Here is a 20,302-nt window from a genome sequence, read left to right on the forward strand (position 1 = left end):
AACGATGACGGCACTCGACCTGGACTTCACGGGCCTACGAGCCCTCTTCATCAACTGCACGCTCACGCGCTCCCCCGACGTCAGTAACACCCAAGGCCTCGTTGACGTGTCCGCCGCGATCATGCGTAGGCACGGCGTAGAGGTGGAGGTCCTGCGCGCCGTTGACCATGACATCGCCAGCGGCGTGTACCCCGACATGAGGAAGCACGGTTGGCCCATGGACGAGTGGCCCGAGATCTATCCCCGTGTTCTTGACAGCGACATCCTGGTGCTGGCCGGTCCGATCTGGCTCGGCGACAACTCGAGCCAGACGAAGAAGGTCATCGAGAGGCTCTATGCGCTCAGCGGGATGCTCAATGATGAGGGTCAGTACGTCTTCTACGGGAGGGTCGCCGGCTGCCTGATCACCGGCAACGAGGACGGCATCAAGCACTGCGCGCAGAACATCCTCTACTCGCTTCAGCACGTCGGCTTCCTCATTCCGCCGAACGCCGACGCCGGTTGGGTAGGAGAGGCAGGCCCCGGACCGTCGTACCTCGACCCCGGTAGCGGTGGCCCTGACAACGACTTCACGAACCGCAACACCACCTTCATGACGTGGAACCTCATGCACTTCGCCCGCCTGCTGAAGCAGACCGGGGGCGTCCCGGCATACGGGAACCAGAAGGCAGCATGGAACGCCGGTACGCGGTTCGACTTCCAGAACCCTGAGTACCGCTAGCCCGCGAACCGCACAATCCGTCGAACGGAGAAACGCGAAGAGCAAGCACGGTTCGAGCCAACGGTTCCAGGCAGGGCCCGCCGGGTTCTAGGGTGAGGCAACCAATCCGTGGAGTTGCCGAGCCCTTCATGACAAGCCGCCGTAGGAGCCGTTCTCCCTCGAGGAGACGCCCGCCCTCACTGCTGCTCGGCCGCGACCAGGAACTGGCCCGCTTTCCGCGCTCGTGGACCAAGCTCGGAGATGGTCGGGGATTCGCCCTACCTGCGGCAATGCCTCTCGAGCGCCGCATCGAGCAGAGCCTCCTCATTCAGCTGGAGACCCTGCCCGAGCCGACGCGCAACCTTCTTTTCATCGCTGCAGCAGACCCGACCGGAGACCCCGGACTCTTGTGGCGCGCCAGCACGATCCTGGGACTCAAGCCGGAAAACGCCGACCCCGCCGTCCACGACGACGCGCTTGACGTGGGTCAGCGCGTCGAGTTCCGACACCCGCTCATCCGATCATCGGTCTACCAAAGCGGCTTCGCCCGAGGCCCGACGACAAGTCCACGCCGCCCTGGCCGAAGCGACAGTCGTCGACACGGACCGGACCGGAGAGCGTGGCGCCGGGCACAGTCAACGGTCCTTCCCGACGAAGGTGTCGCTAGTAGAAGTACCAGTATCCGGCTTCCAGTTCGGGCTTGATGGGGTGCGCGGACGCGGCAACGTCCTGGATGAGGTACCCGTTGACGCTGACAAGGCCGGTGACTCGGTCCGGCCATAGGGCCGCCACCACGCACGCCCCCCTGCCGCCCAAGTCGTAGCCGGCCAGGACGGCCTCGGGCAGGCCGAGCGCGTCGAGCAGACCGATCAGGTCGACGCCGAGCGCGGCCTGCTGACCCGACCGCGAGGTCGCGTTGTCACGAAACCGTGTCGGGCCGTGACCGCAGATGCGGCACCACGACCCGGTAGCCAAGCGAGGCCAGTCGTGGAGCTACGTCGACGTAGCTGTGCACGTCGTACGGGTAGCCGTGTAGCAGCACGACCGGCGGCCCATCGGCGGGCCCTTCTGTGACGTAGCGATGTCGAGGTCGTCGGTTCGTGCGTACTGGATCGGGGCCATGTGGGCTTCCTTTCGTGTCACGCGCTGCGGCGCGCTGCGGTCATCAGGGGTGACCGGGCCGACGCAGTGATTCGTGACGAAGGGAAGCGCCATGGGAGAAATCACCGAACGGCTGCACCACGAGCTCGACGCCGAAATCGAGCGGCTCAAGTCGAGTGCGGACCCGGTCGGGTCCGACGAGCCGGAGCTTGGGTCGTACGCCGCCCGGCTCCGCAGTTTGCACGACGCTGTAGTCGTCCAGGAAAGGGGGGAGACCCGATGATCACCACTCCCTTCACTGCCCGCGCGACCGCCGCAGAGGTGCTCACAGGCACCGATCTGTCCGGACGTACGGTGCTGATCACCGGCGGCAGCTCCGGCCTGGGGCGGGAGACCGCCCACGCGCTCGCGGATGCTGGTGCAGACGTCACCATCGCGGTACGCAAACCCGTCGCCTCGCCAACTCAAGTTGGCCGCACTGCGAGGATCCGACAGGTGGAGTTGGACCTGGCGGACCTGAAGTCGGTCCGCCGCCTGGTCGAGCACTGGAATCGTCCTCTGGACGCGCTCGTCGCCAACGCCGGCATCATGGCCATTCCCACCCGGCGCGTGACCCCGGAGGGCTGGGAGCTGCAACTCGCCACGAACTATCTTGGCCACTTCGCTCTCGCGCGCGGCCTACACAGCCATCTCGCGCACGCAGCCGCCGTTCGCGGCGAGGCACGCCTGGTGGTGGTCAGCTCCGGCGCACATCGCAATGCGCCAATCGACAGAGAAGACCTCCAGTTCGAGTACCGAGCCTACGACCGGTGGGCCGCGTACGGTCAATCCAAGACCGCCGACGTGCTGCTTGCGGTCGGGGCTGGCCAACGTTGGGCCGCTGACGGGATCGTCGCCAACGCCCTCAATCCGGGGTTCATTAACACTGGCCTGCAACGGCATGTTGACGACGACACCATGCGCGCGCTGGGCGCGATGGACGAAGAGGGGAACCTCATTGAGCCGGACTACTACAAGACGCCGGCGCAAGGCGCCTCCACCTCTGCCCTACTCGCGGGTTCACCACTAGTCGCCGGGGTCACAGGGCGCTACTTCGAGGACAACCAGGAAGCGGCGGTCGTGGCGGACGGTGGCCACGGCGTCGCTCCCCATGCGCTCGACGAGGCCACCGCGGAGTGGCTGTGGCTCTACGCCTCGCGCGACCTGGATTAAGGGGTATCGCCGTCGAGTTCCTACCCGGCAGCGCCCCGGAGTTAAAAGGATGTTCGGAGGTGCGGAGAGCCTGCGCGATTCGGCCGTGGCTTCATCGACTGCGAAACAGGTTCGAGCTGTTCGAGAGAACCTGACTAGATCGTGCAGAAATGATCACAGGTCGTAGTAGAGCTCGAACTCGTGCGGGTGCGGGCGCAGCTGCACGGGCGCGATCTCGTTCTGGCGCTTGTAGTCGATCCAGGTCTCGATCAGGTCGGGCGTGAAGACGTTGCCGACCGTCAGGAACTCGTGGTCGGCCTCGAGCGCGTCGAGGACGGCGCCGAGCGAGGTCGGGACCTGGTCGATCTCGGCCATCTCGTCCGGCGGGAGCTCGTAGATGTCCTTGTCGATCGGGGCGGCCGGCTCGGTCTTGTTCTTGATGCCGTCGACGCCGGCGAGCATCAGGGCCGAGAACGCGAGGAAGGGGTTCGCAGACGGGTCGGGGAACCGGCACTCGACGCGCTTGGCCTTCGGGTTCGAGCCGGTGATCGGGATCCGGACCGATGCGGAGCGGTTGCGGGAGGAGTAGACGAGCGAGATCGGGGCCTCGAAGCCCGGCACCAGCCGGTGGTAGGAGTTCACCGAGGGGTTGGTGAACGCCAGCAGCGCCGGGGCGTGCTGGAGGATGCCGCCGATGTACCAGCGCGCCACGTCGGACAGCCCGCCGTACCCGGTCTCGTCGTAGAAGAGCGGCTCGCCGTCCTTCCAGAGCGACTGGTGCACGTGCATGCCCGAGCCGTTGTCGCCGAAGATCGGCTTCGGCATGAAGGTGACCGACTTGCCGGCCTCCCAGGCCGTGTTCTTGATGAGGTACTTGAACTTCATCACGTCGTCGGCGGCCTTGAGCAGCGTGTCGAACCGGTAGTTGATCTCGGCCTGGCCAGCGGTGCCGACCTCGTGGTGGGCGCGCTCGACGAGCAGGCCGCTCGCCTCGAGGTTCTTGACCATCTCGTCGCGCAGGTCGCCGTAGTGGTCGTACGGCGCGACCGGGAAGTAGCCGCCCTTGAAGCGGGTCTTGTAGCCGCGGTTGTCGCCCTCGGCGCCTGAGTTCCACCAGCCCTCGACGGAGTCGATGTGGTAGTAACCCTCGTTGGCGCCGGTGGAGTAGCGGACCGAGTCGAAGATGTAGAACTCAGCCTCGGGGGCGAAGTACGCCGTGTCGGCGATGCCGGTCGTGCCGAGGTAGGTCAGCGCCTTGCGCGCGATGTTGCGCGGGTCGCGGCTGTAGGCCTCGCCGGTGATCGGGTCGTGGATGAAGAAGCTGAGGTTGAGCGTCTTGTTGGTGCGGAACGGGTCGACGAACGCCGTGGTCGGGTCGGGGAACAGCGCCATGTCGGACTCGTTGATGGCCTGGAAGCCGCGGATCGACGAGCCGTCGAACGCCAGGCCGTCGTCGAAGACCTCCTGGCCGAACGACGACACCGGGACGGTGAAGTGCTGCTCGATGCCGGGCAGGTCGACGAACCGGACGTCGACGAACTCGACACCCTCGTCCTTGACGAACTTGAGCAGCTCGTCGCTGTTCTGGAACATGCAGGTCTCCTTGGCTTCACTGAGGTCCTGCGCAACGTATGCACGGGCAGTTTCTCGACCGTATCGCGATTGTTTCGGGCGTGTAACAGGTGCTCGGCGGGCGTACGCCGACCCGCGCGGGTCGGACGCCGACCCGCGCGGGGTAACTCACCGTTCGGTCTGCTTCCACCCCGGCACAACGGCAGGAAAGCGCACCGAACGGTGAGTTGCCCCCGCACCCGGAGGCGCCCGATCCCGTCCTGAGAGGGTGGTCCAGTGGAGACAGCGACCTGGGCCCGCCGCATCCTGGCGCTGGTCGTCGACTGGTTCGCCTCGACGCTCGTGGTGATCTTCGCGCTCGGCGGCATCGACCAGTGGGCCGGCGACCAGGAGTCCGGCTTCTACGTGCTCGGCGTGTTCGTGCTCGAGTCGGCGCTGTTCACCGCCCTGAGCGGCGGCTCGTTCGGCCAGGTCGCGACCCGGCTCCGCGTCGTGCGCGAGAACGGCGACCCGCGGCCCATCCCGCCCCACCTGGCGCTGGTGCGCCAGGTCCTGATCGCGCTGGTGATCCCGCCGCTGGTCTACCGCCCCGACGGCCGGGGCCTGCACGACCTGGCCGCCGGCAGCGCGGTCGTCACGCTCGAGACCTACCGGTCCTTGGCCGGCAAGGGCTGACTCCGGTCCGCCGACAGTGCAGCAACCGGGCCGCATGGCCGACCATTTGCTGCACTGTCGGGAAACAGGCTCGCCCCGGTCAGTGCGTAGGTTTGTGCCACATCCGACACGCCACAGGTGTCAGATGTGGTGCAGATCCGCGGATGGCCTGTCGCGTGCGGGACTGTGCAGCAATTGGCCGCTGGCGGGGCTCATTTGCTGCACAGTCGTGGCTCCGGGGTCAGGGACCGGCGGGTCCGCTACGCCGTGACCTCACGCCACGCGACGTCTGCCGCGGGAAGCGCGGCGGCCTCCTCGAGCAGGCGGGCGATCCGCAGGGCGAGGCCCACGCCGAGCCGGGGGTCATCGGGGCGGTGCAGGAGGGCGTCGTAGAGCCCGAGGTAGTGCGCCTGCTTGCGCTCGACCGTGTCGGCGTACGCCGCGTGCGCGACGACCCGGCCGCGCTCGATGACCAGGACGGTCATCGACGAGTGCTCGATCTTGACCTCGACCTCACCACCGCGGAACTCCAGCGTCGTGTGCTTGCTGCTGTCGCCGGCCAGCCAGCTCGACGACAGGTAGGTCTCGCCTCCGTCGTGCGCGAGGACGGTGACGGCCCGGTCGCCGCGGTCGGCGTGCGAGGTCACCGACCACCCGGAGGTGAAGGCCGAGGCCACGCTGAGCTGGTTGGGCGCGGAGTCGACGAAGCTCGACACCAGGCTGGCGCGCTGGGAGTCGCCGAGCGAGCCGTAGGCGTCGGTCGACATCGCGACGACGCGGGTGGGCGGTCCGAGCTCGGGTCGTGACGCGACGTACGCCGCGGCCCACTCGACCTCGGGGGAAAAAGCGAAGTGGTGGGCGACCTTGAGCCGCGCCGCGTGCGCCTCCAGCGGCGCGATCTCGGCGGAGGTCTGCGCCAGCGGCTTCTCCGAGAGCACCGTCGCGGGGGAGGTGGCGAGGACCTCGGCGGCCAGCGCCGCGTGCGTGGACGTCGGCGTCGCCAGGACGACCAGGTCGGGGTCGAGGGCCAGCCCCTCCGCGAGCGACGCGACGACCGGGACGTCCACGGCGTACGCCGGCGCGGGGTCGACCCCCGCCACGACCGTCGTCGAGGCGATGCGGTCGAGGACCGCGAGGTGGGTGCGGGCGATGCGGCCCAGCCCCGCCAGGAGGACGCGCGTCACCGGCTCCTCAGCGACCACGCAGGTTGCCGCGCATGCCCTTCATGCTCGTGGGGATGGGCCCCTTCGGCATCGGGATCGCCGACCGGTTGGCGTCGAGCGCCTTGAGCCGGTTGAGGATGTCGGTCATCTCGGCCGGCTTGACCTCACGGCCGAGCTTCTGGACCGTCCGCACCAGCTTGGGCAGCGGCACCTCACCCTCGCCGTTGCCGCAGATCACCTCGTGGATCGGGGTCTCGGCGGCCACCCGCTCGTGCTTGCGGCGCTCGGTGGCCATCAGCTGGCGCAGCCGGTGGTGGTTGCCCTCGCCGATCAGCACGATGCCGGGCGGGCCGACGACGCGGTAGACGACGTCGGTCTGCTTGGTCACCGCGACCGGCTCGTCGTAGGTCTTCCACCCCCGGCGCAGCATCCGCAGCGCCGCGCCGGCCGCACCGCGCTGCCCCTCCATCTGGGCGTACGCCGAGCGCTGGGCGCGCCGGCCGAAGATGATCAGCACGGCGAGCGTGCCGAACAGCACCGCGCCGATGACCGCCATGACGGTGTGGAGCAGGCCGTCGCCCGGCAGCAGGAAGAAGAACACGACGAAGCCGAGCGCGCCGACGATCAGGAACGCACCGAGCAGCCACAGCCCGATCCGGGGATCGGTCTTCTTGGTCAGCTGGTAGGTCTGGCGGAACTGCTGGATCCGGCCGGACTTCTCCGGCTCGGCCTTGGTGTTCGACATCGGTCTCTCTCGGTGCGTTGGTCAGGCGGCGTGCGCTCAGGCGGAGGCGCCGTGGCGGGCGTCCATGGCCTGACGGTACAGCCGCCCGGCGCGGTAGGACGAACGCACCAGCGGCCCCGAGAGCACCCCGGAGAACCCGATCCCCTCGGCCTCGGCGGCCAGCTCGACGAACTCCTCCGGCTTGACCCACCGCTCGACCGGGTGGTGGCGCACGGACGGGCGGAGGTACTGCGTGATCGTGATCAGCTCGGTGCCGGCCGCGTGCAGGTCGCGCAGCGCCTGGCTGACCTCCTCGCGGGTCTCGCCCATGCCGAGGATGAGGTTGGACTTGGTGACCAGCCCGAAGTCGCGGGCCTGGGTCAGCACGTCGAGCGAGCGCTCGTAGCGGAACGCCGGCCGGATCCGCTTGAAGATCCGCGGCACGGTCTCGACGTTGTGTGCCAGCACCTCGGGCCGGCTCTCGAACACCTCGCGCAGCAGCTCGGGCCGGCCGTTGAAGTCGGGGATGAGGTTCTCGACACCGGTGCCGGGGTTGAGCTCGTGGATCGCGCGGACGGTCTCGGCGTACAGCCACGCCCCGCCGTCCTCGAGGTCGTCGCGGGCGACGCCCGTGATGGTGGCGTAGCGCAGCTCCATCTTCTGGACCGACTCGGCGACCCGGCGGGGCTCGTCGCGGTCGAGCGGCTGCGGCTTGCCGGTGTCGATCTGGCAGAAGTCGCAGCGCCGGGTGCACTGGTCGCCGCCGATGAGGAACGTCGCCTCGCGGTCCTCCCAGCACTCGAAGATGTTGGGGCAGCCCGCCTCCTGGCAGACCGTGTGGAGGCCCTCGGACTTCACCAGCGAGTGGAGCTCGGTGTAGGCCGGGCCCATCTTCGCCCGGGTCTTGATCCACTCCGGCTTGCGCTCGATCGGCGTCTCGGCGTTGCGGACCTCGAGACGGAGCAGCTTGCGGCCTTCGGGAGCCAGAGTCACGGGCTCAACCCTACGCCGGTGACCCACCTCACGCCCGTTCGCGTCGAGTGACCCCAAATGGCGCTCCCGGAGCCCGGACGAGCGTCGTATGGGGTCACTCGACGGCGAACGCGCGAGCCCGACCCTTGCCGCATTGGTAGCCGTATGGTTACCTATCACCCATGGACATCTTCGGGGCGCTGGCCGACCCGACGCGGCGCGAGCTGCTGGCCGAACTGGCCGGCGAGCCGCGCCGGGTCGTCGACCTCGCTGCGGGCCGCCCGATCACCCGGCCGGCGGTCAGCAAGCACCTGCGGCTGCTCCTCGACGCCGGCGCGGTGACCGTGCGCGAGGAGGGGCGGGAGCGCTACTACGCGCTGGACCGGACGTCGCTCGCCCCCGTCGCGTCGTACGTCGCCGCGCTGGCCACGCGCCCGATCGGCGCCCAGGCCCTCGACGCCCTCGAGACCGAGGTCCGCCGCACCGGTCGCGACCGCCGTACCGCAACCTCACCCGCCAGCACAGAGGAGACCGCATGACCACCCCCACCGGCCGGATCGAGCAGCGCGACGGGCAGCACGTGCTGATCCAGACCCGCGAGTTCAGGGCTCCCGTCGAGGACGTCTGGGCAGCGGTGACCGAGCCCGACCGGCTGGCCCGGTGGATCGGCTCCTGGACCGGTGACCCGACGGAGGGGAGCGTGGAGTTCCGGATGCTCTTCGAGGGCGAGGACCACGAGGCGGAGACGATGACGATCCGGGTCTGCGAGCCCCCGCACCGGCTCCACCTCACCTCCCACGCAGGCGACGACGTGTGGCTGCTGGAGCTCGACCTCACCCACGCCGACGGCGTCACCACGCTCACCTTCAGCCAGCCCGGGGTGTCGGCGGAGCAGCTGGGCGGCGTCGGCCCCGGCTGGGACTACTACCTCGACAGGCTCGTCGACGTCGAGACCGGGGCCGACCCGGCACGGCGCGACTTCGAGCGCGACTACTACCCGGCGACCTCGGCGCACTACACCGACCAGGTCGACCGGGCGTGAGCCCTCACGGCACGTCGCGGCGCCGGAACGACAGCAGTGACAGCGCCCCCACCACGAGGAGCACCACCAGGAAGTAGACCGAGCCGTCGCTGCGGTGCAGGACGACGGCGGCGTCGCACCCCGCCTCGTAGCCGGTGGCGAAGCACCCGTCGTAGTCGTAGTAGCGATAGCTCCCGACGACGAACGCCGTGAAGTTGCCCCACGGCATCACCCGCTCGGCCTCCACGAACCCCAGCGCCTGCGTGATCACGACCCCGACGAGGCCGGACCCGAACAGCAGCCCGAGCGTCCCGACGGTGCTGCGCAGCAGCATGGTGAGCGCGTAGCCGAAGCCCGTGGCGCCCGCCACGAGGACCGCGCCGAGCACCGCCTGCTTGTACGCCGCCGAGACGGCGTGCTCGGGGATCGGCAGGTCGCGGCCCGACGCGACGGCGTACAGCCCGGTCCAGTAGGCCAGCAGCACGGCGAGCGCGACGGCCCCACCCGCGACGACGACGGCGGCGAGCTTGGCGCCCCACACCCGCGCCCGCCGGGGCTCGAAGAGCAGCTGGTTGGCCATCGAGCCGGTGTTCCAGTCGTGGCCGGCGAACGTCGTCCCGGCCAGCAGCAGCGCCAGGGTGAGCAGCACGACCACCGCCACGCCGCTGCCCTCGCGCTGCTCGCCGAGGTCGAGGTCGTCGTGCCCCCAGCCGAGGGCGATCTGCCGCTCGCAGGCGGTCGCGAGCTCGTCGTCCGGCAGCGTGTCGTCGAGGACGCCGTGGCGCCGGGGGTGCTCGAGGCAGTCGTCGTACTCGTCGGTGACCACGCTGCCGTAGTCGTCGACCAGGTCGTCGAGCGACTGCTCGCTCGTGGTGACGACGGTCCCGATGAAGATGGCGGCGGCCGCCAGCGCGCCCAGCACCATCAGCACGACGGCCGCGCGGCGCCAGCGCAGCCGGGTCAGCTCGACCCCCACGAGCCGCTTCATCGCTCGGTCCCGCCCATCCGGTCGCGCTCGGTGAGCGAGAGGAACGTCGACTCGAGGTCGCCGCCGATCGGGCTGAGCTCGGTGAGCCAGACCCCGGCCTCGCCGAGCGCGCGGGTGATCTCGCCGGGCTGCTCCGTGGCCACGAGCAGGCCGTCGGCGTCGTCCTCGGTCGCGGACAGGCCGGCCGCGGCGAGCGCCGTACGCGCCGCCGCGAGGTCGGGCGCGACCACCCGGTGGCTCGTGGACGCGCCGATCAGGCTCGCGACGGAGCCGGTGGCCAGCGTGCGCCCGTTGCCGATGATCGTGGCGGTCGTGCAGACCTGCTGCACCTCCGCCAGGATGTGCGAGCTCAGCAGCACCGTCACGCCGGCCTCGCCCAGCCCGCGGATCACCTCGCGCACCTCGCGGATGCCGGCGGGGTCGAGACCGTTGGTGGGCTCGTCGAGGATCAGCAGTCTCGGGTCCTTGAGCAGCGTGGCCGCGATCGCGAGCCGCTGCTTCATGCCCAGCGAGTAGGTCTTGTAGCGGCCCTGCTCCCGGCCGCGCAGCCCGACGGTCTCGATCGCGGCGTCGACGCGCGCGTCCGGTACGCCGACCGAGCGGGCGAGCAGCAGGAGGTTCTGGCGGCCGGTGAAGCTGGGCGAGAACTTCGGTGACTCGACGACCGCCCCGACCCGGCCGACGACCTCGGGGAGGCGCGATGGCACCGGCACCCCGAACAGCGACATCGACCCGCGGGTCGCCGCGGCCAGGCCGAGCAGCATCCGGATCGTGGTGGTCTTGCCGGACCCGTTGGGGCCGAGGAACCCGTGCACCTCGCCCTCGGGGACGGTGAGGTCGAGGTCGGCGACCTGGTGGCCCTTGCGGCCGGCATACTCCTTGCGGAGCCCGCGGATCTCGACGACGGGCTCGGCCACGCCGCGAGGCTACGGTCGGACGAGCTCGATGCGTGGTTGCCGTGCCGGGTCGGGACGCGGCTCGTAGTCGGGGGTTGCGGCGTACGGCGCCCACGCGAGCAGCTCGGCGAGCCGTGCCTGCAGGACGGGCAGCACCTCGGGCACGCCGATGGCCCGCCCGGTCTCGAGGCTCAGCGTGGTCACGCCGGCGTCGGCGATGCCGCAGGGGACGAACCGGTCGTACCACCCGAGGTCGACGTCGCAGTTGAGCGCGATGCCGTGCATGGTCACCCCCTGGGCGACCCGCAGCCCGATCGCGCCGACCTTGCGCTCGGGCCGCCCGGCCGCGCTGTCGGCGCGGAGCCAGACGCCGCTGCGCCCGGGCACCCGCGCGGTCGCGACCCCGAAGTCGGCGCAGGTGGCGATCATCGCCTCCTCGAGCCGGCGCACGAAGTCGACCACGAGCACGTGCTCGGGCAGGCGGACGATGGGGTAGGCCACCAGCTGGCCGGGGCCGTGGAAGGTGATCTTGCCGCCGCGGTCGACCTCGATGACCGGCGCGCCCCCGCTGTCGGCGGGCCGCTCGTGCGGCTCGGTGCGCTTGCCCGCGGTGTAGGTCGGCGGGTGCTCGAGGAGCAGCACCCTGTCGGGCCGCTCGCCGGCCACGACCTCGGCGTGCACTCGGCGCTGGAGCTCCCAGGCGTCGAGGTAGTCCACGGCCCCGGAGCCGGTGCCGACGACCTCGAAGACCGGTGCTGCCACGTTGAGGAGCCTACCCGCGGGCCGTAGGTGACGGTCACGAGCGCCGAGGTCGCTAGACGCGTACGCCGAGCCAGGCCAGCTGGGCCGGCAGCACCCGGCGCCAGTAGCCGGGCGTGTGCCCACCGCGCTCGACGTGGAGCTCGGCGTCGCCGGCCAGCCCGCCGGCGTACGCCTCGACCTCGAAGTAGAACGGGTCGCCGCGACCGATGTCGATGCGCACGGGGATGCCGTCGAGCTCGTCCTCCCGGCCGAAGGCGGAGTACGCGCGGTAGTCGTCGGCGTCGTCGAACCCGTCGCGCGACGACTCGCCGGCCTCGCGCCACAGGGCGGGGCTCGCCACCGCCACTGCGCTGGTCGCGGCGGCGCCGCGGAGCCCGGCCAGGCGGAGCGCGCCGTAGCCGCCCATCGACCAGCCGAGCCAGCCGACCCGTGCGGTCTCGTGCCCCCGGTCGTGGAGCAGCGGGATGAGCTCGTCGAGCACCATGGCGCCGGCGTCGTCCCCGTCATGCGGGTGCCAGTAGCCGCGCCCGCCGTCGACCGCCGCGATGACGAACGGCGCCCCGCCGTCGGCCACGTGCTGGGCCAGGAAGCGGTCGAGCCCGAGCTGACCGCTCGTCAGCCTCGCGGCGTCGGCGCCGAGCCAGTGCAGGGCGACGACGAGCGGCAGCAGCGGGTCGTCCTCGCCCGGTGGGAAGACAATCTCGTAGCCGACCTCGCGACCCCGCGCCGCGGAGCCGAAGGTGCCGCTCTCGACGCGGCCCGGCTCGACGTCGGGCACGACGCCGTCCGCGCCGTTGAGCCCGAGGTGCTCGTAGGCGAACGTCCGGCCCGGCAGCACGTCCTTCTCCACGCCCAGACCCGCACCGGCCACGCCCGCCACCACGGCTCCTGCCCCGCCGAGCAGGACGCTGCGACGGCTCGGCACGCGGGTCAGTCTGCCTGTGGACGAGCGCCGCGGAGCGACGCCGCGTCGCGGTAGACCTGTGGTCATGTCTCGGAAGACGCTCCTCGCGGTGCTGCTTGTTGCCGTCTTCGCGACGTCGGCAGCCCCCGCCGCCGCGGAAGCGCCGGCGATGACGGTGGCTGAGGTGCGAGGAGCGCCGGCGACGAGCCTCGAAGCCCCCGCAGCGCAGGCGCCCGCCGCACCACCGCCCGTCGTGCTCGTCTCGAGCTGGGACGCCCAGCGCGTCGACGCCTGGGCTCGTGGCGACCTCGCCGCGCTGGCGGCGCTCTACACCGCACCCTCCGTGGCCGGCCGCCGTGACCGCGCGATGCTGCGGTCGTGGCTCGACCGCGGGCTGAGGGTCCGCGGGCTGCGCACCCAGCTGCTCGCGGTCCGCGAGCTGTCGCGGACGAGGTCCACGTGGCGGCTGCTGGTGACCGACCGCCTCGTGGGCGGCGTGGCGACGGGTCCCGGCGTACGCCGATCGCTGCCGGGCGACGAGCCGACCACCCGCGTCGTCCGGTTCCGCGTCGTGGCAGGCGCTTGGCGGGTCGCCGCCGTGCGAGCCACCGCTGGTTGAGAGGGCGCGCAGCGCCCGTCTCGAAACCCCCGCGGCCGCCGTGGGACTCGGCCCGCGCTCAGTCCAGCGCGGCCAGGCCCGCCCGGAGCACCGCGTCGACGTCGGGGTCGTGGAACTCGTAGCCCGAGGCGAGCAGCGCGGCCGGCACGACGTTGAGCGAGCCGAGGAGCTCGGGCGCCATCTGGCCGGCCCCGGCCTTCAGCGCGAACCTCGGCACCGTCACGAACGCCGGCCGGTGCAGCAGGCCCGCCAGCGCCTTGGTGAACTCGGCGTTGGTCGGCGTCCGCACGCAGCACAGGTTGAACGCGCCCGAGGCGGACTCGTGCTCCGCGAGGTGCACCGCGGCTCCGACCCAGTCGCGCAGCGAGATCATCGGCATCCGCTGGCGACCGTCACCCAGCCGTGCGCCGAGACCGGCCCTGAACAGCAGCCGCAGCTGCTTGAGGGGCTCGCTGCGCCGGTCCATCACCGGCGCCGTCCGCAGCACGCAGACCCGGGCGCCGGCGTCGGCCGCCGGCGCGGCGGCCGCCTGCCACTCGCGCGCGACCGACGTCAGCAGCGCGTCGCCGCGGCTGTCGGCGTGCTCGTCGAGGACGGGGTCGCCCTGGTCGCGGTGGTCGCCGTAGAAGGAGATGCCGTTGCCGGCGAGGAACGCCGGGCGGCGGTCCGAGGCGGCGATCGCCTCCGCGAGGACCCGGGTCGTGGTGACCCGGCTGCGGCGGAGCTCGGCCGACCACGTCGACGAGTGCGGGTTGCCCACCGTGGGGGAGCCCGCGAGGTTGACGACGACGTCGGCCGCCTCCACGAGGGCGTGGTCGAGCGTGCCGGCGTACGGGTCCCAGGCCGACTGGTCAGGCCGGCGCGGGGCCGACCGGGTCAGCGACACCACCTCGTGCCCGCGCGCGAGCAGGGCCTCCCGCAGGTGGGTCCCGAGGAAGCCGTTCGCCCCGGCGAGCAGGACGTTGGTCACCGGGTCACGCCGAGTCGACCGCGCTCATACCTCGAACGCGCCCGCCTCGAGCCGCTGCTTCACGTCCTGCAGGAAGCGGCCCGCATCGGCACCGTCGACCAGCCGGTGGTCGTAGGTGAGCGCCAGGTAGACCATGTAGCGCACCGCGATCGTCTCGCCGAGGTTCGGGTCGTCGATCACGACCGGCCGCTTGACCACCGCGCCCGGACCGAGGATCGCCACCTGCGGCTTGTTGATGATCGGCGTGTCGAAGAGTGCGCCGACGCTGCCGAGGTTGGTGATCGTGAACGTGCCGCCCGACAGCTCGTCGGGACCGATCTTGTTGGTGCGCGTGCGCTCGGCGACGTCCGCGATCTTCTTGGCCAGGCCCGAGATCGACAGGTCACCCGCGTCGCGGACGACCGGCGTGATCAGGCCCTTCTCGGTGTCCACCGCGAACGCGAGGTTCTCGCGGTCGTAGTAGGTGATCTCACCGGCCTCGGTGTCGATCGTCGCGTTGAGCTTCGGGTGCTCCTTGAGGGCGTCGATCGCCGCCTTGGCGAAGAAGGGCAGGTAGGTCAGCTTCACGCCCTCGCGCGCCAGGAAGTCGTTCTTCACCGAGTCGCGCAGGCGCGCGATGTTCGTGACGTCGACCTCGATCACCTGGGTGAGCTGGGCCGAGGTCTGCAACGAGTCGATCATCCGCTCGGCGATGATCTTGCGCAGCCGGCTGATCTTCTCGGTGGTGCCCCGCCGGCTGTCCGGCGTGATGGACGGCGCCTTGGCCGCGGGAGCCACACCCGGACCGGCCGTGGTGCTCGCGGCCGCCGGCTGGGCCACCTGCTGGGAGGACTGCTGCGCCTCCTCGGCCTGGCGTGCCGCCTCGAGGACGTCCTGCTTGCGGATCCGGCCACCCACCCCCGACCCCGTCACCTTCGACAGGTCGACGTCGTGCTGGGCGGCGAGCTTGCGGACCAGCGGGGTGACGTAGCCCGCGCCGTCCTCGGACCCGCCGGACGACGGGGCGGGCGCGTCGGGCTCCTGCTTCGCCTCGGGCTCGGGCTTCTTCTCGGGCTCCGGCTCCGGCGCGGGCTTCTCCTCGGGCTCGGGCTCCTGCTTCGCCTCGGGCTCGGGCTCATTCTCGGGCTCCGGCTCGGACTCGACCTCCTCGGCCTGGGCCTCGGCGCGCTCCTGGGCCTTGTCCTCGCCACCGCCGCCGGTGTCGTCGCCGCCCTCGGCGCTCTCGCTGTCCCCGGCGTCGGCGCTCTCGCCGCCGCCCTCATCGCTGCCGCCGCTGCCACCGCCCGACGGCCGACCCGACCCGATCAGGGCCAGCTCGGAGCCGACCTCGACGGTCTCGTCCTCGGAGACCTTGATCTCGAGCAGGGTGCCGGCCACGGGGGAGGGGATCTCGGTGTCGACCTTGTCGGTCGAGACCTCCAGCAGCGGCTCGTCGACGGCGACCTCGTCGCCGACCTGCTTGAGCCACCGCGTCACGGTGCCCTCGGTCACCGACTCGCCGAGCTCGGGCAGCTTCACGGCCGTGGACTCGCCACCGCCGCCGCCGCCACCGGACGAGTCGTCTGCGCTGCCGCCTGTGTCCTGCGACTCGGAGGCGGCGTCGGACGAATCGGACGAGTCGGACGAGTCGTCCTTCTCCGCCTCGGGGGTCTCGTCGCCGGGAGGCAGGTCGCCGGTCTCCTCGGCGACCTCCTCCTCCTGCTCGGCCTTCTTCTCGGTGTTCTCCTCGTCCTTGGGCTGCGCCTCGGGCTCGGCGGAGTCGGACGCGTCGCCGGCGTCCTCGCCCTCGTCGCCGATGACGCCGAGCACGGCACCCACCTCGACGGTGTCGTCCTCGTTGGCCTTGATCTCGAGCAGCGTGCCGGCCACGGGGGACGGGATCTCGGTGTCGACCTTGTCGGTCGAGACCTCCAGCAGCGGCTCGTCGACGGCGACCTGGTCACCGACCTGCTTGAGCCAGCGGGTGACCGTGCCCTCCGTGACGGACTCGCCCAGCGCCGGGAGGTTGACTTCGGTGGCCATGGAGCTCCTTCGCTCGTGTTCGCTCAGGTACTGGGTGGTGGGTGGTCAGGAGTGGGAGTGCAGCGGTTTGCCGGCCAGGGCGAGGTGCGCCTCGCCGAGGGCTTCGTTCTGGGTCGGGTGGGCGTGCACCAGCGGTGCGACGTCCTCGGGGTGGCCCTCCCAGCTGTAGATCAGCTGGGCCTCGCCGATGAGCTCGCCGACGCGGTCCCCGACGAGGTGCACGCCGACGACCGGGCCGTCCTTGCGGCGGACCAGCTTGACGAACCCCTGGGTCTTGAGGATCTGGCTCTTGCCGTTGCCGCCGAGGTCGTAGGTGAGCGACTCGACCGCGTCGGCGCCGTACTGCTCGGACGCCTGCCCCTCGGTGAGCCCGACCGAGGCGACCTCCGGATGGGAGTAGGTGACCCGCGGGATGCCGGTCTCGTCGATCGGCGTGGGGGAGAGCCCGGCGATCTCCTCGGCGACGAAGATGCCCTGCTGGAAGCCGCGGTGGGCCAGCTGCAGGCCGGGCACGATGTCGCCGACCGCCCACACGCCCTCGACGTTGGTGCGGCAGCGCTCGTCGGCCAGCACGAAGCCGCGGTCCATCGCGATGCCCTGCTCGTCGTAGCCCAGCCCGTCGGTCGCCGGCCCGCGTCCGACGGCGACCAGCAGCAGGTCGGCCTCGAGCACCTCGCCGCCCTCGACGGTCACCGCGACGCCGTCGTCGGTGGTCTTGGCGCTCTGGAACGGCGTGCTGGTCTTGAAGACGATCCCGCGCTTGCGGAAGGCCCGCTCGAGGGCCTTGGAAGACGCCTCGTCCTCGAGCGCGACCAGTCGCGGCAGCGCCTCGACGATCGTGACCTCCGCGCCGAAGCTGCGCCAGACGCTCGCGAACTCACAGCCGATGACCCCTCCTCCGAGCACGATCACCGAGGCCGGTACCCGGTCGAGCCGGAGTGCCTCCTCCGAGGTGACGATGCGCCGGCCGTCGAGCTCGAGGCCGGGGAGGGTCTTGGGGTAGGAGCCGCTGGCGAGCACCACGTGGTCGGCGGAGTACGCCGTACCGTCGACCGTCACCTCGCGCGGCCCGGTGAGCCGGCCGGCGCCCTCGATCACCATGATGCCGCGGCCCTTGATCAGCCCGCTCAGGCCCTTGAAGAGCCGCTCGACGACGCCGTCCTGGTAGGCCGTGACCGCGGGCATGTCGATGCCCTCGAAGCTCGCCTGCACCCCGAACTGCGCCGACTCTCGCGCGCTGTCGGCGACCTCCGCGGCGTGCAGCAGGGCCTTGGTGGGGATGCAGCCGATGTGCAGGCAGGTCCCGCCGAGCTTTCCCTTCTCGACCAGACCGACACGAAGCCCGAGCTGGGCGGCCCTCAGCGCGCAGGAGTACCCACCCGACCCGGCTCCGAGGACCAGCACGTCGAACGAGACGTCGGAATCGGACACCCCGCCATCTTTGCACCTGACTCGAGTGTGTCCACACCGCCCCGAGGCCGCAGGAGGCACACTTGTCCCCATGTCATGGATGGACCGCTTCCGCGGCGGCTCCCGGCCGAAGATGAAGGGACCGGCGCGCGACGCCTTCCGCACCGGCTCGACCCGGGTGCGCGCCGCGGACGGCGTCGACCAGGACCACCTTCAGCAGTTCGTCGAGGCGCGCAAGGGAGTCGAGGGCTTCGTCGAGCCCCGCACCGCCGTCAGCGACGTGACCCTGCTCCTCGTCGCCCACGACGGCGAGTGGACCCGCCGCCGGGTCCCGTCGGTCGAGTGGGCGCACAAGTTCTGCAACCGCTACCAGGTCCCGTCCTACGACGCCGCCGTCGTCGGCATCCCTCAGCGCATGCGCGACTACAACCGCCGCAAGAAGCTCGAGGGAGGCGCCCCCGGCTGAGCTTCGCCCGGAACGCGAGCTCACCGGTTGAGAAGGGCGCGCAGCGCCTGTCTCGAAACCCCCCGCCGGGAAGGCACCCGCACGACCACCGCTGGTCGAGCTCGTCGAGACCCCCGCAGGGAAGGCACCTGATCCGTGGGCCTCGGTTGCGTCCCAGCCTCGGCGTACGAGGTTTCGAGACGGTCGCTGCGCGACCTCCTCAACCAGCGACGGACGCGAGCTCACCGCTGGTTGAGGAAGGCGCGCAGCGCCTGTCTCGAAACCCCCCGCCGGGAAGGCACCTGCCCGACCACCGCTGGTCGAGCTTGTCGAGACCCCCGCAGCGAAGGCACCTGCTCCGTCGGCCTCGGTTGCGTCCCAGCCTCGGGTTGCGGGGTCTCGAGACGGTCGCTGCGCGACCTCCTCAACCACCGACAGCGACGGTCGCTGCGCGACCTCCTCAACCACCGACGGACGCGATCTCACCGCTGGTTGAGGAAGGCGCGCAGCGCCTGTCTCGAAACCCCCGCAGCGATGGCACCTGCTCGGTCGAGCTCGGTTGCGTCACAGCCTCGGCGTACGAGGTTTCGAGACGGTCGCTGCGCGACCTCCTCAACCACCGACAGCGGCGGTCGCCGCGACCTCCTCAACCACCGACGTTGCAGAGCGCTCGCGCGTAGTCCACGAGCGTGGCCACGCCGTAGCCCGTGCCGCCCGAGGTGAGGTGACCGGACGGACCGCCGGAGTTGAACGCCGGGCCGGCGATGTCGAGGTGGCCCCAGGGGAGGCCGCCGGTGAACTCGCGGAGGAACGCCGCCGCGAACAGGCCGCCGCCCCAGCGGATCCAGTCGTGCTGGGACAGGTCGGCGACCCGGCTGCTGTGGATGCGCTCGTCCATGTGCTCGGGGATCGGCATCGGCCAGGCCTCCTCGCCGGCGGTCTCCGCCGCCCGGAGCACGTCGTCGACCACGTCGGGAGAGCCCATCACGCCGGCGACCTTGTCGCCGAGGGCGACGACCATGTGCCCGGTCAGGGTGGCCACGTCGAGGATCACGTCCGGCTTCTGCTCGGCCGCCATCACCAGCGCGTCGCCGAGCACGAGCCGGCCCTCGGCGTCGGTGTTGAGGACCTCGACGGTGGTGCCGCCGTACATCGTGAGCACGTCGCCGGGCCGCACCGACGAGCCGGAGACCATGTTCTCCGCCATGGGGGCGTACGTCGTCACCTTGAGCGGCAGCCCCAGGCGCGCGATGGCCAGCGTCGCCTGCACCACCGCCGCCGCGCCAGCCATGTCGGACTTCATCTCGTTCATGCCCGACGGCGGCTTGATCGTGAGCCCGCCGGAGTCGAAGGTGATGCCCTTGCCGACCAGCGCGAGGTGCGCCACTGCCTTGCGCGGCGCGTAGGACAGCTCGACGAGCCGCGGCGGCGCGGCCGAGCCCATGCCGACACCGAGGATGCCTCCGCAGCCGAGCTCGAGGAGCTCCTTCTCGTCGCGCACCCGCACCGACACCTTCGGCCCGCGGCCCTTCGTGGTGTCCTTCACGGCGGCCTCGACCGCGGCGGCGAACGCCGGGGGCGTGAAGTCGCCGGGCGGGGTGTTCACCCAGCTGCGCGTCGCGGCGACCGCCTCGGACACGACCTGCGCCTCCTCGAACGCCCGCCCGACGTCCTTCTTCCGCGCCGACGAGCACAGCACGACGACCTCGCCCGGCTGCTGGGTCGAGTCGTCGTCCGCCTTCTTCTTGTACGCCGTGTAGGCGTAGCTCCCGAGCATGAACCCCTCCGTCACCGCCCGCACGAGCTCCACCGAGTCGGTGGGCAGCGCGAGGGCGACCGAGGCGGTGTTGGCGACCGCCCGCGAGGCCGCTCCCGCGGCCCGGCGCACGGCCGTCGCGGAGGGCTGCTCGCCCTTGTCCAGCCTGCCGAGCCCCACGAGCACGAGCAGCGGAGACGACAGCTGCTTGCCGGTTGGCACCTTGGTGACCTCGCCGGCCGTGCCGGTCACGCCGAGGGAGGAGAGCAGCGGGCGGAACGCCCGCCCGTAGGCCTTGGCGACGTCCTCCCCGCCGGGGGCGATGCCGGGGCCGCTCGCGCCCTTGCCGCCCTGCACCACGCCGACCACGACCGCGTCGCAGCGGGTCTTCGCGGGGTTGGCAGCGCGCAGCGTGTAGGTACTCACCGGCGC

22 protein-coding genes are annotated in these 20,302 nt (G+C 71.2%); 8 read left to right on the forward strand and 14 right to left on the reverse strand.

The window, feature by feature from the left end:
- Positions 1 to 4: 4 nt before the first annotated feature.
- A complete protein-coding gene (locus G514_RS0111320; RefSeq protein WP_028651833.1) occupies positions 5 to 721 on the forward strand; it encodes a flavodoxin family protein in 717 nt (238 codons plus the stop codon).
- Positions 722 to 978: 257 nt separating this feature from the next.
- Here the strand turns inward: G514_RS0111320 and G514_RS0111325 are convergent, their stop codons facing one another.
- Positions 979 to 1,209, reverse strand: coding sequence for a hypothetical protein (locus G514_RS0111325; RefSeq protein WP_028651834.1), 231 nt, complete (start codon positions 1,207 to 1,209; stop codon positions 979 to 981).
- Between the two features lie 154 nt (positions 1,210 to 1,363).
- A complete protein-coding gene (locus G514_RS26300; RefSeq protein WP_028651835.1) occupies positions 1,364 to 1,675 on the reverse strand; it encodes an alpha/beta fold hydrolase in 312 nt (103 codons plus the stop codon).
- A gap of 220 nt (positions 1,676 to 1,895) precedes the next feature.
- Between G514_RS26300 and G514_RS30680 the strand changes: the two genes are divergently transcribed.
- Both G514_RS30680 and G514_RS0111340 read left to right on the forward strand, forming a co-directional pair.
- Entirely contained in the window at positions 1,896 to 2,084 is a 189-nt protein-coding gene (locus tag G514_RS30680) for a hypothetical protein (protein WP_169576406.1), read from the forward strand.
- Entirely contained in the window at positions 2,081 to 3,013 is a 933-nt protein-coding gene (locus G514_RS0111340; protein WP_028651836.1) for an SDR family NAD(P)-dependent oxidoreductase, read from the forward strand. The genes G514_RS30680 and G514_RS0111340 overlap by 4 nt, the downstream gene beginning before the upstream one ends.
- A gap of 153 nt (positions 3,014 to 3,166) precedes the next feature.
- Here G514_RS0111340 and glnA read toward each other — a convergent pair whose 3' ends face one another.
- Positions 3,167 to 4,585 carry a type I glutamate--ammonia ligase gene (gene glnA / locus G514_RS0111345; protein ID WP_028651837.1) on the reverse strand — a complete coding sequence of 473 codons (1,419 nt, stop codon included), beginning with the start codon at positions 4,583 to 4,585 and terminating at the stop codon, positions 3,167 to 3,169.
- 255 nt (positions 4,586 to 4,840) lie between these two features.
- Here glnA and G514_RS26305 point away from each other — a divergent pair, with 255 nt between their 5' ends.
- On the forward strand, positions 4,841 to 5,239 hold the full coding sequence (locus G514_RS26305) for an RDD family protein (protein WP_036564603.1): 399 nt from the start codon (positions 4,841 to 4,843) through the stop codon (positions 5,237 to 5,239).
- Between the two features lie 239 nt (positions 5,240 to 5,478).
- On the opposite strand, the gene G514_RS0111355 is transcribed toward G514_RS26305, so the two are convergent.
- Genes G514_RS0111355 through lipA form a run of 3 tightly spaced genes read right to left on the reverse strand, consistent with a single transcriptional unit; the run spans position 5,479 to position 8,098 of the window.
- The gene (locus tag G514_RS0111355; RefSeq protein WP_169576408.1) at positions 5,479 to 6,402 is read right to left on the reverse strand and encodes a Gfo/Idh/MocA family protein; all 924 of its coding nucleotides are present in this window, start codon (positions 6,400 to 6,402) and stop codon (positions 5,479 to 5,481) included.
- Positions 6,403 to 6,409: 7 nt separating this feature from the next.
- Entirely contained in the window at positions 6,410 to 7,126 is a 717-nt protein-coding gene (locus tag G514_RS0111360; RefSeq protein WP_028651839.1) for a DUF4191 domain-containing protein, read from the reverse strand.
- 36 nt (positions 7,127 to 7,162) lie between these two features.
- Positions 7,163 to 8,098: a lipoyl synthase gene (gene lipA / locus G514_RS0111365; protein ID WP_028651840.1), complete on the reverse strand. Its 936-nt coding sequence runs from the start codon at positions 8,096 to 8,098 to the stop codon at positions 7,163 to 7,165.
- 161 nt (positions 8,099 to 8,259) lie between these two features.
- On the opposite strand from lipA, the gene G514_RS0111370 reads away from it, so the two are divergent.
- Both G514_RS0111370 and G514_RS0111375 read left to right on the forward strand, forming a co-directional pair.
- The gene (locus G514_RS0111370; RefSeq protein WP_028651841.1) at positions 8,260 to 8,616 is read left to right on the forward strand and encodes an ArsR/SmtB family transcription factor; all 357 of its coding nucleotides are present in this window, start codon (positions 8,260 to 8,262) and stop codon (positions 8,614 to 8,616) included.
- Complete coding sequence (locus G514_RS0111375; RefSeq protein WP_028651842.1) at positions 8,613 to 9,119, forward strand: SRPBCC family protein; 507 nt, start codon at positions 8,613 to 8,615, stop codon at positions 9,117 to 9,119. The genes G514_RS0111370 and G514_RS0111375 overlap by 4 nt, the downstream gene beginning before the upstream one ends.
- A 4-nt stretch (positions 9,120 to 9,123) precedes the next feature.
- On the opposite strand, the gene G514_RS0111380 is transcribed toward G514_RS0111375, so the two are convergent.
- From G514_RS0111380 to G514_RS0111395, 4 genes are read right to left on the reverse strand one after another with little or no spacing between them, the layout of a single operon-like run.
- A complete protein-coding gene (locus G514_RS0111380; RefSeq protein WP_028651843.1) occupies positions 9,124 to 10,086 on the reverse strand; it encodes an ABC transporter permease in 963 nt (320 codons plus the stop codon).
- Positions 10,083 to 11,003, reverse strand: coding sequence for an ABC transporter ATP-binding protein (locus G514_RS0111385; protein ID WP_028651844.1), 921 nt, complete (start codon positions 11,001 to 11,003; stop codon positions 10,083 to 10,085). Before G514_RS0111385 ends, G514_RS0111380 begins: the two co-directional genes overlap by 4 nt.
- Positions 11,004 to 11,012: 9 nt before the next feature.
- Complete coding sequence (lipB, locus tag G514_RS0111390; RefSeq protein WP_028651845.1) at positions 11,013 to 11,744, reverse strand: lipoyl(octanoyl) transferase LipB; 732 nt, start codon at positions 11,742 to 11,744, stop codon at positions 11,013 to 11,015.
- 52 nt (positions 11,745 to 11,796) lie between these two features.
- Positions 11,797 to 12,669, reverse strand: coding sequence for an alpha/beta hydrolase-fold protein (locus G514_RS0111395; protein WP_169576410.1), 873 nt, complete (start codon positions 12,667 to 12,669; stop codon positions 11,797 to 11,799).
- 64 nt (positions 12,670 to 12,733) lie between these two features.
- Here G514_RS0111395 and G514_RS26310 point away from each other — a divergent pair, with 64 nt between their 5' ends.
- On the forward strand, positions 12,734 to 13,267 hold the full coding sequence (locus G514_RS26310) for a hypothetical protein (RefSeq protein ID WP_157544751.1): 534 nt from the start codon (positions 12,734 to 12,736) through the stop codon (positions 13,265 to 13,267).
- 58 nt (positions 13,268 to 13,325) lie between these two features.
- Here G514_RS26310 and G514_RS0111405 read toward each other — a convergent pair whose 3' ends face one another.
- Genes G514_RS0111405 through lpdA form a run of 3 tightly spaced genes read right to left on the reverse strand, consistent with a single transcriptional unit; the run spans position 13,326 to position 17,690 of the window.
- Positions 13,326 to 14,237, reverse strand: coding sequence for a TIGR01777 family oxidoreductase (locus G514_RS0111405; protein ID WP_028651847.1), 912 nt, complete (start codon positions 14,235 to 14,237; stop codon positions 13,326 to 13,328).
- Between the two features lie 24 nt (positions 14,238 to 14,261).
- Positions 14,262 to 16,259, reverse strand: a complete 1,998-nt coding sequence (sucB, locus tag G514_RS0111410; protein WP_028651848.1) for a 2-oxoglutarate dehydrogenase, E2 component, dihydrolipoamide succinyltransferase — start codon at positions 16,257 to 16,259, stop codon at positions 14,262 to 14,264.
- A 45-nt stretch (positions 16,260 to 16,304) separates the two neighbouring features.
- On the reverse strand, positions 16,305 to 17,690 hold the full coding sequence (gene lpdA, locus G514_RS0111415) for a dihydrolipoyl dehydrogenase (protein ID WP_028651849.1): 1,386 nt from the start codon (positions 17,688 to 17,690) through the stop codon (positions 16,305 to 16,307).
- Between the two features lie 70 nt (positions 17,691 to 17,760).
- Here lpdA and G514_RS26315 point away from each other — a divergent pair, with 70 nt between their 5' ends.
- Positions 17,761 to 18,135: a hypothetical protein gene (locus tag G514_RS26315; RefSeq protein ID WP_245582174.1), complete on the forward strand. Its 375-nt coding sequence runs from the start codon at positions 17,761 to 17,763 to the stop codon at positions 18,133 to 18,135.
- 625 nt (positions 18,136 to 18,760) lie between these two features.
- Here G514_RS26315 and G514_RS0111425 read toward each other — a convergent pair.
- On the reverse strand, positions 18,761 to 20,296 hold the full coding sequence (locus tag G514_RS0111425; RefSeq protein WP_028651851.1) for a leucyl aminopeptidase: 1,536 nt from the start codon (positions 20,294 to 20,296) through the stop codon (positions 18,761 to 18,763).
- Positions 20,297 to 20,302: the final 6 nt, after the last annotated feature.

The sequence above is a fragment of the Nocardioides halotolerans DSM 19273 genome (assembly GCF_000422805.1).
Taxonomy (GTDB): Bacteria; Actinomycetota; Actinomycetes; order Propionibacteriales; family Nocardioidaceae; genus Nocardioides; species Nocardioides halotolerans.